The sequence below is a fragment of the Fictibacillus halophilus genome (assembly GCF_016401385.1).
In the GTDB taxonomy this organism is placed as follows: domain Bacteria; phylum Bacillota; class Bacilli; order Bacillales; family Fictibacillaceae; genus Fictibacillus; species Fictibacillus halophilus.
Map to the genome: position 1 here is coordinate 212,623 of NZ_JAEACF010000002.1, position 12,700 is coordinate 225,322.

Below are 12,700 nucleotides of genomic sequence, written 5' to 3' on the forward strand. Positions count from 1 at the left end.
ATTAATGGACTATCAATGAATACCAACCGCATCAAAGCCTGCGTTAACTGCCGTTACTTCTTCACTTCCCGACCCATAAAGATCGGTTGTAGCTTGTACGATGGCTTGACGAGCTTCACTGAAATTAGAATTTGATGTTAAGTAGACCGAAAGAGCACGGTAATATATTTTACCTAATTTTTCTCTACCAAGCTCCTCACCAATCAGATAGGCAGCGTGATTCGTAATAGAAGAGTTAACATGCACCCCGCCATTATCTACATTCAGCGGCATGTTATAATATTCATCCATATGTGCTGGATAGACGCCACTGCCGTATGCTGCTCTTTGTGGGTTGCTGACCACAACACTGTTCGGGTCGCTTAAGCTACGCAATCTCGTTACACCATCTGCTTTTGCAGCCGGTGCCATAATGTCCTCACCCATCTCCCAATCACTATCATCAACAAGCGCACCAAAAACGTCAGCGAACGATTCATTAAGTGCTCCAGATTGATTACGGTAAGCTAGATTCGCGGTATGCGTAATCACACCATGTGTCATTTCGTGGGCCGCAACATCTAGACCTGCTGATAATGGAATGAAGAATTCACCGTCACCATCTCCATAGGCCATATAACGTCCATTCCAGAATGCATTATTGTAATCGACTCCCATGTGTACATAGGAATTGATCGCCATACCTTCTCCATCCAAAGAATTACGACCATGCTCATTCAAATAATACTCATAAACCTTTTCAGAATTATAGTGTGCATCAACAGCCGCCCGGTCATAGTCACTCGTAAAGGAAGCAGAATTTCCCGTATAAATCTTATCATTACTAGAGTCCCAATCACTTGTTGCATCATACGTAAAAATTCCTTCAAGACTCTCGTGTGAGTAATCCGCTAATGCAAATCTTGTTCCAGATTGCGGTTCTTTCACTCGTGTAATATGTAATTTTCTATGTTCACCATTAACCCCAAGGCCAGAGCCTGTTTGCGTTTTATGTTCATCAGCATGCATGAGCCCATTATATCGATCGATGACATTCCCTGTCTTAGCATCTACAAATACAAACCAGTTTCCAGGTTCTTCACCCATAAAGTTAACGTTTATTTTATAAGCGGTGTGATTCTTATTTTCAAACGGATAGATAACGAGCTCAGATGTTGGTTCATACGTTAGCTCTTGAGGGGCTTTAACCGATGATAAAGCAGCTTGTAGCGCATCTTGTTTACTGATGGCAGCTTTTGTGTCTACGAGTTGATCGACAATCGTTTGATTCGTTCTTCCATTCACAGAAACGATCTCATGATTTTTATTAAAATGAGCAACGACTTCAGAACCTTCTACAGGAACGCCGTTGACTGCTTGTGTAAACCGTACGTGAGTCATTCCAAGTTCATCTTTATTCACACTTTTTACTTTTAAATTTTTTTCAGGACTTTTAATACCTGTTTTATCTTGATTTTGCTTCATATATTCTATTGCATTAGAAGAACTGCTAGCAGGGAACTTTTTTGAAGAACGTTCTTTCACAAAAAAAGGTACACTGGCTTTATCGTTCCATTCTTTAGCCACTTGAACACGGCTGACCTCTCTTGAATCAATAGGTTGTGCAAGTACATTAACCGGAATGGAACTTAATAGCAATGCAGATGACAGAATAACAGGTCCTATAAGCTTTTTCTTCACGTAACTATACCTCCTATTAATTGGTTATTATCATTATATAGGAGAGGAAAAAATTCCGAATGAACACTAAGAATTATCTTAATTTTACAAAAATACAATAATAACTAAGGGCATGAGCGTTGTATAGGTGAAATCTACTATTTAAGACTAACGTGTTCAAAAATTCAAAGGAGAATCTCTCACTACTTTTCAGCCCCATAAAAAAAGAAAAAAGCAACGGCCTCACCTGCTTTCTTCTTCATTAAGAAATCTATAATTTAAATTTAGTTCCTATCCTATTCATTTCCTGAATGATATGACTTAAGAACTAACTTTACTTAAAAGTTTCCAATGTCCTTCAGAAATCACTTCAGCCTTTCCATCGATTACTTTAATGGCAGTGTCATCATCAATAGCGTATGCTTTCCCCTGGATTTCAGCAGCCCATTGTTCTGCAGCTGCCATGGTGTTTTCCGGTAGCATCTCGTGATCAACATGTGGAAAGATTGAAAAATCGACTAATCCAAGTGCTTGATCCCCACCGCTCGGTGGAGTCCAGCCAACGAACGCTTCTCCAATATGAGGCGCCATCACCATACTTCCTGCACTCATACCCACATAAACGGCACGAAGAGTCGGTAAGAGTTCGGCGAGCCCGGACTGCTGCATCCAATGGCAAAGGTAGAGAGCGTCTCCGCCCGAAACCAATAAGACGTCGGTCTCTTTTACGAGGGGTACCCAACGTTCTTTATCTAGGCTTGGTAGCGCTGTAAGCTCCAGCACACCAACAGATTTCCAACCTAGGTTAACCATAGGATTCTGTTCTTTTCCGCTGATAAATTCCCAAGCTTTCACACCTGGTCCTACCCAGGGATGTCCGTACATTGCGGTAGGTATACATAGGGCATTGCATTCAGCAATCTGCTTGTCCAACATATCAACGAGCGCCTCATGTATACTTTTGTTATTCACGCCACCCGATGTGAGCAGTAATTTCATAAAGGAACGCCTCCTCGAATCTTTTAGTATGATTTATAATTCTACAAGAACGATCACCTTCCTCTAGTTGAATGCCGGACTACAATCATATAAAGAACTAAAAAAAACAGTATGAAACACGTCTGGTCTCATACTATTTTTAAATGTTTTATATGCTATTACAATTCTAAGTTATCTAGCAACGCTCTCACTTCATCCGTTGATTTTGTATTCATCAACTGATTTCGCAATTCGGCCGCTCCAGGGAATCCTTTTACATAGATTTTGAAAAAGCGGTGAAGTCCTGTGATGGAGCGCGGCACTTCTTCTGCGTATTGATCTTGTAGGTCGAGCTGCAGTCGTAATAGATCCAGATATTCCTTGCTGCTGTGCTCTCTTGGCTCTTTTTCAAAAGCAAAAGGATTCTTAAAGATTCCACGCCCGATCATGACACCATCGATACCGTACTTTTCTGCAAGTTCCAGCCCGACTTGACGGTCCGGAATGTCTCCATTGATCGTTAACAGCGTATCTGGTGCGATTCTGTCACGAAGTTTTTTAATTTCAGGAATAAGCTCCCAATGGGCATCTACAAGACTCATTTCCTCTCTTGTGCGTAAATGAATAGAAAGGTTCGCAATATCCTGCTCTAAAATATGCGTAAGCCAAGCTTCCCATTCATCAATCTCTTTAAAACCAAGTCGTGTTTTCACGCTAACAGGCAGTCCGCCCGCTTTAGCCGCCTGAATCAAATCCGCCGCTACATCTGGGCGTAGAATAAGGCCGCTTCCTTTTCCTCTTTGTGCAACATTCGGTACAGGGCAGCCCATGTTAATGTCGATTCCTTTAAAGCCCATCTCTTTCATGCCAATACTCATTTGACGAAAATATTCAGGGTTATCTCCCCATATATGTGCCACCATCGGCTGTTCATCTTCTGTAAACGTCAAACGACCGCGAACACTTTTTAATCCTTCTGGATGACAATAGCTATCCGAGTTGGTAAACTCCGTAAAAAACACATCTGGTCGCCCAGCTTTACTTACGACATGACGAAAAACAACATCTGTTACATCCTCCATCGGAGCAAGTACAAAAAATGGACGCGGTAGATCACGCCAAAAATTATCTATCATTAATGCTCAAATCCTCTCACTATAGTGCAACTTAAAATCCCGGTTAAATAAATATTCTTTTACACTTATAACATGATTCTTAGCTCAATATCAATCACTGCACATGTATAATTTATGGAAAATCGTTAATGCGCGAAAAAAGCCTCATCCCAAGGAATAAGGCTACATGTATGACTCTAAATAATTTGGTCATTTAATTCTTTTATAAATAACCCATTCTCTTAAGTTCCTCGTATACGATCCAAGAAAACTTTTTTCTTCCCTCACTGTTTAAATGATCAGGATCAATGAAATATTCTTTGTTGTTTACGAATCTTTGATCACTCATATAATTTAATAATGGAACATTTAAATCAAGAGATTCTAAGTGCTGATATACAAGTCTATCCATTACGTTTTCATCAAAATATTCTAGGTAAGACTGATGAACTGGCTCCATGGTCAATACGACTTGGTAGCCTTTCTCTTTGCAAAAATCTACAATTTCTCTTAACTGCTTTACATTTGGTTCAATGTTATTGTTTTCTTCGGCTTCTCGGTACTGGTCTTCTATTTTCTCATACTTTCTTTCCGAATAATTTTTACCGTTATTTGACCAAGGTTGATGAGAATCCCATCGTAAGTCTTTTAGTTTACCCGTGATTGCAGAGCTAAGACTCGCCGTATTTGTCCCAGGTAAGTTTAAGTAAGTGTAATAATCAATTGAATTAAACGGTTCGATATCCCTTCGATCCAAAATCCTATAATAGTTCCCGATGTTCTTAGCCTCATAATTGACAAAAGTCATTTGAGAGATGGAAACGAGAACGACACCACCAGGTTTAAGATGCTCGCTATACTCTTTCAATAATTTATAGTCGTATTGAATGGTCTGAGAAGGAAGCGCTAAGTCCAGATGGGACAAACCAGTGGGCTTAAAATAATAACCATACATTGAATGAGATGCACCTAGATTGATGATATCAACAGGATGTGGTTCTTTCTTAAATGCCAGTATGTCATGGTCAATATTGTAATCATATGAATCCTTAACAAATTGATTAATAGGCATAAAAAGCAGGGTAACAACACCGATGATAATTGTTAACTTGATGAATAAACGTACCATAGCAAATCCTTTCAACACCGTGTTTCTTTTACCAAATATTCACCTAAACTACACATGGAAGTTGTATTTGTATCAAAATCCACCATAAACAAATCCATCACCAGTAACACCTAATATAAGAACTGAAAAAATAAGAAAAATATAAAATGCCAACCTTGTAAATGTGGAGCGCTTTGATAAAAATTCCCATGTCGAACCATTGTTTCTTTCTATATATTGAAACAGTTGTAAAATAATAAAGAAAAAAATGAAAAGTAGCAGATCAAATAACGGAAAAATTTCAAAAGCTTTAATCATTCCCACCGGGCTCCAAGAGCTGATGCTCAAGAAAAGTTTTGCATGATCAAATGCTTGTGCTACGGTATCCGATCGAAAAAAAACTCTGGAAAAGCAAACGAGCAGGAAGGTTATTGCAATTTTCAACCACCTATGGAGCACTGGGCTTCTATCCAATCGAATAAAGGAAGCCATACTTTCACGATAAGATTTCGTTGCATCTCCAAACACGCGATAAAACCCATGAATGAGACCCCATATAATAAACGTCCATGCGGCTCCGTGCCAAATGCCACTTACTAAAAAGGTAATCACGATCGCAAAATAAATTTGGCTTCTCTTCTTTTTCCCCTTACATAACGGGAAAAAAATGTAGTCCCTAAGCCATGTTGAGAGCGTAATATGCCATCTGCTCCAAAAATCTGCAATCGAAACGGCAAAGTGCGGCTGCTTAAAGTTTTCAGTTAAATTGATTCCCAGCATTCTTGCACTACCAATGGCAATGTCACTGCACGCTGAAAAATCAGCGTACAACTGGATCGAGAACAAAATAGTAGCGAGTACGATTTCTGAACCAGTCGGGTTAGGACTATCGTATACACTAGCAACGATTGGAGCTAGTCGATCTGCAATTAATGTCTTTTTAAAAAAACCCCATGCAATTCGCTTCATTCCATAGACTAAATTTTCATAGTTTAAACGCTGTTCGACTTTCAATTGTGGAATTAATTTTTTGGCACGTTCAATTGGCCCAGCAACCAGTTGTGGGAAAAATGCAAAATAGACCGAAAAATAACCATAATGTCTTTCAGCTTTTTGCTTTCCATAGAAAATATCCACAAGATAACTTACAGCTTGAAATGTATAAAATGAAATGGCTAATGGCAAAACGATCTCTTGGTAGGGTATTGCATAATTCCAACCCATGAATGTTGCCAACGACCGAAGCGACTCATTCACAAAATTAAAATATTTAAACCAACCAAGAAAAAACAACAATACAGAAATACCAACGACCATGGCTTTTTTCTTCTGTTTTTTTGTCTCCTGTTTTTCAATGAAGATTCCAGTAAAATAAGTAAAAGCTGTGCTAATTAAGAGTAATAATATAAATTGAATACTTAAACTAGCGTAAAACACGTAACTCGCAACCAATAAAAGAATCCATCTCAATCGATGGGGGATTATATAATTCAACAAAACGGTTATTGCGAGAAATAGAAGAAACTCAATTGATATAAAAGTCATTCAACCACCTGATAATAAATCAACTTATAATTTTTCTGATAAATCGAACTAGAAATCATGCACAAATGGCATTACAACGCGTTGGTCGGTCTTAGAGATCACCGACTATACATTAGCCCAGTTTAGGAAGGTCTGAATAGAGAATTTTCCCATAATGATTACGTGGAATTTCCGCTATTCTCATAATCTTAAAGCCCTTCAAGTTTAATTTTTCTTTGACTATTTTTTTTATCTGAACATAATCATCTCTTAATGTGTAGATATACATTTGGTCATCACTTCCAGCACAGATACAATCGTGGCCATGCTCATGTAAAAACGCTTCTACATCATCAAGACCGATGCGGTTTCCGTACACTTTAATCATTCTTTTGATGCGCCCCGATATAAAGAAATACCCATCCTCATCAAAGTAAGCCATATCTCCTGTACGCAAAACACCTTTATTCTCATCTTTTTTCGAAAGATCGAATAACGACTCCGCATACCCTAAGGAAACATTTGGCCCTTTGTATATCAATTCACCTATCAAATGAGGTGATGTAATTTTGTTTCCATTGTCATCTTGAAGAATCAGCTCTCCACCTGGAATAGCGACACCAATACTTCCAGCTTTTTCAATGTTTTTTTCATAGGGTAAATAGGACATCCGCGCTGTCGCCTCAGTTTGACCGTACATGGTAAAAAACTGAATCCCTTTCTGATTACACACATTAGCAAATTTGAGCGATAGAGTTTCGCTCAATTTCCCACCTGCCTGAGTTAGTTTTCTCAAACTTGGAAGACTAAGCTCTTCAAACTTCAACCTGTCAAGCATCTCATACACAAAAGGAACTCCACCAAATGTTGTGATCTGTTGTTCCTTACATAAATTCCAAAAATCCATACTCATGATAGAAGCCCCCGTTACAACGACGGTGGCTCCACATATGAAATGGCTGTTAATAATAGAAAGCCCGTAGGAGTAATTCATTGGTAGTGTAGTGATCGGTTTTTCGTTTTCATGGATATCAAGGTACTTTGCTATTGATACAGCGTTTTCAAAAATATTTTCATAGCTTAGACGAACAAATTTGGGGCTCCCCGTACTTCCAGAGGTTGTTAAGAGGAGAGCAAGATGTTCATGAAGATTATGTTGAAAATGGGTGGGACATTTATATAATGTGTAATCTCCATATACAAATGAAGAATCCATTGTCTTTGAGAGTTCTTGATTATTACTACTTGCCCAGATGTATGCAGGCTTATAAAGATGAACCAGTCTTCGTAACCGATCTATATGGATGGATGCATCCAAAAGCACGGGGACAACGCCACCTCTAATAAAGCCCACGTAGCCAAATAAAGACTCTTTATTATTTGAACACAAACAAAAAACGAGCGTTCTTTCACCCACATTACCGCAGATGGCATCAGATATTTCTATCATTTCAGAGTATGAATATTCTCGGTCTGCATATACAGCGGTGCGGTTCCCAAACTGCTCCATTTTTTTGAAGCTATTCATTAATCATGTTCACTCCCAAACGTTCCAATAGCTCAATTCCAGACTGATAAGAGTTGAATTCAGTCATCCATTCTGAATCTAATGAGACATCGAATACATCCTCAATCTCACTAATGAGCGCCATATGTGCAATGGAATCCCATTCTGCTGATTCTGCTAATTCTAGATTCTCAACCACTTCATCTTCCTCTAGTTCCAACACATGAATAAAAGCATTTTTATATTTTTCGATATTTCTCATCGTTTACACCCTTTCCATAATGACTGTTTCTGCATTTGAGGGAGAAACAGTTTCTATATACCTAACCATTCTCCAGACACTTCGGAGATTATGATTTTCTATCAACACTACAAACTTCAGCATCATTAAAAGAAATAAATGGGAACTTTACAACTAGTACAAACTATTATTATTCTAAGAAACTCTTATTGATAATAATTATCATTCCCAAGCATGATTCTAGCATATCGCCTTTTCAAAAACAATAACTGGCAAACTGTTAAAATTCGGTATCCGCCCCTCTAAATCACTTTTCGCGTTACCTGGTTTTCAAAATATATTTTCAGTAAATCGAAAAGCTTCTTAGCAATTTAAGATGAAAGAAGAAAAGACTCCTACCCACACGGCTAGGGCTATAATTGCAGATTCACTTCAGCCTTAATTGCGTCACACACTTCATGAATAGTATGCAAAAGCATCTTCAAAGACATAATCTTAAAAAAAGTGAGCCCCCATGAAGGCTCACTCACTATAATTACCTACTCATTTTCAATTAATCTTGGGATGCCTTGTCCGCACTGCTGACACGTTCCCTTCATCTCTTCGACATCCTTACAATTCGAACAGTCAGCATTAATTTTATGGTTAATTAAGCTCAAGCAGCGCAACAGCTTCAACATGCGTCGTCTGCGGAAACATATCAACCGGCTGTACTTTCTGCGTTTTAAATCCGCCATCTTCAAGTACGCGCAGATCACGTGCGAGTGTGGCTGGGTTACAGCTCACATAGACAACACGCTTCGGTTTCATTTCGATGATAGTTTTTAATAACTCCTCGTCGCAGCCTTTTCGCGGTGGATCGACGACGATCACATCTGGCGTGATGCCTTGTTTCTTCCACTCCGGTATCACGTCTTCTGATTTACCAACAGCAAACTCAGCGTTATGGATGTTGTTTAACTCTGCATTGCGGCGCGCATCTTCAATCGCTTCTGGTACGATTTCTACGCCATATACTTTTTTCGCTTTTTGTGCGAGGAACAATGAAATAGTCCCAATTCCACAATACGCATCGATGACCGTTTCATCACCATTCAGTTCCGCATATTGTAACGCTTGATCATAAAGCACCTTCGTCTGGTCCGGATTGATCTGATAAAACGAGCGCGCCGAGATGGCAAACTTGATGTCGCCGATAAAATCGTAAATATATTCAGCACCCCAAAGTACTCGTGTTTCTTCTCCAAAAATTACGTTCGTGCGTTTTGAGTTCACATTTTGTACGATAGATTTGATCTCAGGAAGTGCTTTCCTAATATCTTCTACTATCTTCTTACGCTGCGGCAGTTCTTGGCCGTTCGTTACGAGTACGATCATCAAATCGCCTGTCGTTTTACCGTAGCGCGCAATGATATGCCGCAAGACGCCTTTATGTTTTTCTTCATTATAAGCACTGATGTTGTACTGATTCACGATTTCTTTCACAGCTTGTACCGCGTCGTCGTTCGTATCTCCCGTGATGATACAGCTATCCATCTCTACGATCTCATGGCTACGCTTTTGATAAAAACCTGTGATGATGCGGCCGTTGCGTTCACCAACAGGCACTTGCGCTTTGTTGCGATAACGCCATGGTTCTTCTCCCATACCAAGTGTGGGCAGAACAGGTACATCTTCTAACTTTCCGATTCTCGTTAAAACGTCTTCTACCAGCTTGCGTTTATACTCCAGCTGACCCTCATAGGATAGGTGCTGAAGCTGGCAGCCTCCACACCATTTATAGATCGGACAAGGCGGTTCAACACGTTCAGGGCTCTCTTCAATCAGCTCTTCTAAACGACCAAAACCGAATCCTTTTTTCACACCAATAACCTTAATCTTCGCACGCTCGCCAGGCAATGTATTCGGCACAAACAAAGTAAACCCATTTACACGAGCAACTCCAGCTCCCTCATGGGTTAAATCCACTATATCTACTTCATAACTTTCATTCTTATGAACAGGCAAATCAGCCTTTGTCATTGTCATCGTCCCTTTTTATCACTTATGCTTTTCTGATTGTAGCATAACTGTTAGAGGACACCAAATGCTTACAAGGATAAAAAACTAAAAAGAACACCTAGCAAAATTGCTTAAAGTGTTCTCTGACTTGAAGGATTTATGGCTTAAGTCTCTCTTTTGGTACTAGCAGTTCAAAATGATGATGTAAGTTCTCGAACTCACCTGGCAGGATTCCGCCAAGCTCTCCATCTAAGTTGATCTGCATCTTTTCGCGAGGCGTCACTTTTACACGCTTTGCCTTCTTATAGATGACGTGATCATCATGGATGTGTTCACCGCGGATCGCAAGAGATGCAATACGTACAAATTCTGCAAGGTTAGTTTTCTTTAAGATGATTACATCAAAAAGACCGTCATGGAACTCTGATGATGGCGCAAGCTTCTCAAAGCCTCCAACAGAATTTGTATTAGCCACTAAGAAGAGCATGATCTCGCCTTCGTATTTTTCTTTATCATCAAATTCGATTTCTACAAATGTAGGCCGTATCGATGGCAGCATCTCAATTCCTTTCAAGAAATACGCCAGCTGTCCGATCATCGTCTTCAGTTTACTTGGCACTTCATACGTAAGCTCTGTTATACGACCTCCACCCGCGATGTTGATGAAGAATTTGTCGTTTACTTTACCGATATCAACAGGCATATGTACACCACCGCAAAGAACGTCACAAGCTCCTTCAATCGTACGCGGCACACCCACTGCACGTGCAAAGTCATTCGTTGTTCCCGCAGGAATGATTCCTAGCATTGGGCGATTTTCAAGTCCTGCTAACCCATTTACCACTTCATAGATCGTCCCGTCTCCACCAGCTGCGATAACGAGGTCGAAGCCTCTTTCCCCCGCTGCACGTGCAGCGCGAGTCGCGCAGCCGTCTTCCGGTGTTGTTGCATGGCAAGACGTTTCATAGCCTGCATTTTCAAGTCTGTCCAGAATGTAAGGAAGCTGTTTTTTTACCGTTTCTCTTCCCGAACTTGGGTTATATATTAGTCGAGCTCGTTTCATATCTTTCACCTTCATTGTTTGACTTCTTATAAAAGTTTTAACCTAAATTTGTTTGTTGTATAACTGCAAAAAACAGCCCACTGCCGGACTGCTTCTGTCGATTCCTCTTATATTATAGTGATACCTGTCTTAAATTGCAAAGCAGTTATCTCCCAGTATGTGTTAAAACTGTGTCTAAATTGTAGGGGGTCTGTCCCGGGGTCAGACCCCGGGACAGACCCCTTAAAGGATTTCTTTCATTTTTTGTAGAATTATACATTTAAAGCAGCTTAGGTAATGAACAAGCTTCATCTCTTTATTGACTCGCATATATAAGTAACAACAAACGGTAACGAGTCACATCACTATTTTAAGGAGGTGCTTCTATGTTTTGGCTATACATTTTAGGACCTGTAGCCGCGGTATTCTTACTAGCCGCAATCGTAAACTGGAGAACAAGGCTAAAGTACAGAAGATACAACTACAAATACGAGCTTGAAGAGCATGTTAGTGATCAAAACAAGATCAACAATGCAGCAGCCTGGAACGCTTCCCAACATAATCACCACTCCGGCGGTGGCGGTGGTGGAGGATTATAAAAGACAGGGTCTCATTCCTGTCTTTTTTATTTATTTAGGAGGTTAATATGACACATACAATCGGTATTTCTGGCAGTACCATCATGTCTGATGAAACAAAATTCAACGATCTGTTTCGAGATCAAGAACAGATCACACATATTGAGATTGGAGAATTTGAAAACGAAGAAGCCTTTCAAAGATTTCTCACACTTCTAAAGACAAGCAATAAAACGTTTGGCATCCACTCTCCCATCTATAGAAACGGAAGTAAATATGATCTATTAGAGAAGTTTCAATATGCACCTGAACAAGCATGGACCTTGTTCGAAAAGGAAATTCAGCGTCTCGTTAAGTTAGGCACTCAGTATATCCTTGTTCATTTTCCTTATTTTCAAGGAAGTGCCCAAAATCCGGATACCTTAATTGAGCAGGGGCTAAAACGATTATCTGAGCTGCAGCAAACATACAACTTGCCAATCGTCTGCGAACCAAAGCTTGGATTGGATCAATCGCCAAAAGGAATTGAGTACCTAAATGCTTTCCCTATCTCATTATGGGAAAAATACGGACTCAAGCTGTGCATTGATATTGGTGATTACCTATTAGCTGCTGATGAACAAGCTCTAAGCATGATTCAAAAATGGAAAGATCACATAAAAGTTGTACATCTTCATAACATTGAGTTTATTGATGATAAATACATATGGGTCCCTATCCATCCATCACATGAAGATGACGGAAAACATTATTCCATTAATGAAATTCTCCATGTTTTATCAGGATACCGTGATCTTATTTGGGTGCTCGAACACACCCCTCACTCAAATCCTTCTCAAACATTTATTCAAGAAGGAATCAACTGGTTGGCAGATGATGTATTAAAAAATAATCTTTCTAAAAAATACTGAATTTATTTTAGTATTTTTTTATTTTCATAACTATTA

The 12,700-nt window shown here is 39.5% G+C and carries 11 protein-coding genes; 2 read left to right on the forward strand and 9 right to left on the reverse strand.

Annotation, left to right across the window (positions count from 1 at the left end):
• Positions 1-12: 12 nt before the first annotated feature.
• The 9 genes from I5J82_RS18330 to I5J82_RS18370 form a co-directional block, all read right to left on the reverse strand.
• Positions 13-1,680 carry a M4 family metallopeptidase gene (locus I5J82_RS18330; protein WP_198769232.1) on the reverse strand — a complete coding sequence of 556 codons (1,668 nt, stop codon included), beginning with the start codon at positions 1,678-1,680 and terminating at the stop codon, positions 13-15.
• 300 nt (positions 1,681-1,980) lie between these two features.
• Positions 1,981-2,658 (reverse strand): Type 1 glutamine amidotransferase-like domain-containing protein, encoded by a 678-nt coding sequence (locus I5J82_RS18335; RefSeq protein ID WP_198769233.1) that lies wholly within the window; start codon positions 2,656-2,658, stop codon positions 1,981-1,983.
• A gap of 158 nt (positions 2,659-2,816) precedes the next feature.
• Positions 2,817-3,773 (reverse strand): tRNA dihydrouridine synthase, encoded by a 957-nt coding sequence (locus tag I5J82_RS18340; RefSeq protein ID WP_198769234.1) that lies wholly within the window; start codon positions 3,771-3,773, stop codon positions 2,817-2,819.
• A 202-nt stretch (positions 3,774-3,975) separates the two neighbouring features.
• Positions 3,976-4,881: a hypothetical protein gene (locus I5J82_RS18345; protein ID WP_198769235.1), complete on the reverse strand. Its 906-nt coding sequence runs from the start codon at positions 4,879-4,881 to the stop codon at positions 3,976-3,978.
• A 72-nt stretch (positions 4,882-4,953) separates the two neighbouring features.
• Positions 4,954-6,405 (reverse strand): MBOAT family O-acyltransferase, encoded by a 1,452-nt coding sequence (locus I5J82_RS18350; protein WP_198769236.1) that lies wholly within the window; start codon positions 6,403-6,405, stop codon positions 4,954-4,956.
• Between the two features lie 112 nt (positions 6,406-6,517).
• Positions 6,518-7,912 (reverse strand): AMP-binding protein, encoded by a 1,395-nt coding sequence (locus I5J82_RS18355; RefSeq protein ID WP_198769237.1) that lies wholly within the window; start codon positions 7,910-7,912, stop codon positions 6,518-6,520.
• Entirely contained in the window at positions 7,905-8,153 is a 249-nt protein-coding gene (locus tag I5J82_RS18360; protein ID WP_198769238.1) for a phosphopantetheine-binding protein, read from the reverse strand. Before I5J82_RS18360 ends, I5J82_RS18355 begins: the two co-directional genes overlap by 8 nt.
• A 624-nt stretch (positions 8,154-8,777) precedes the next feature.
• Complete coding sequence (gene rlmD, locus I5J82_RS18365; protein ID WP_198769239.1) at positions 8,778-10,154, reverse strand: 23S rRNA (uracil(1939)-C(5))-methyltransferase RlmD; 1,377 nt, start codon at positions 10,152-10,154, stop codon at positions 8,778-8,780.
• Between the two features lie 136 nt (positions 10,155-10,290).
• A complete protein-coding gene (locus I5J82_RS18370; protein WP_198769240.1) occupies positions 10,291-11,196 on the reverse strand; it encodes a diacylglycerol kinase in 906 nt (301 codons plus the stop codon).
• Between the two features lie 365 nt (positions 11,197-11,561).
• On the opposite strand from I5J82_RS18370, the gene I5J82_RS18375 reads away from it, so the two are divergent.
• Positions 11,562-11,774: a hypothetical protein gene (locus tag I5J82_RS18375; protein ID WP_198769241.1), complete on the forward strand. Its 213-nt coding sequence runs from the start codon at positions 11,562-11,564 to the stop codon at positions 11,772-11,774.
• A 47-nt stretch (positions 11,775-11,821) separates the two neighbouring features.
• The gene (locus I5J82_RS18380) at positions 11,822-12,664 is read left to right on the forward strand and encodes a TIM barrel protein (protein ID WP_198769242.1); all 843 of its coding nucleotides are present in this window, start codon (positions 11,822-11,824) and stop codon (positions 12,662-12,664) included.
• Positions 12,665-12,700: the final 36 nt, after the last annotated feature.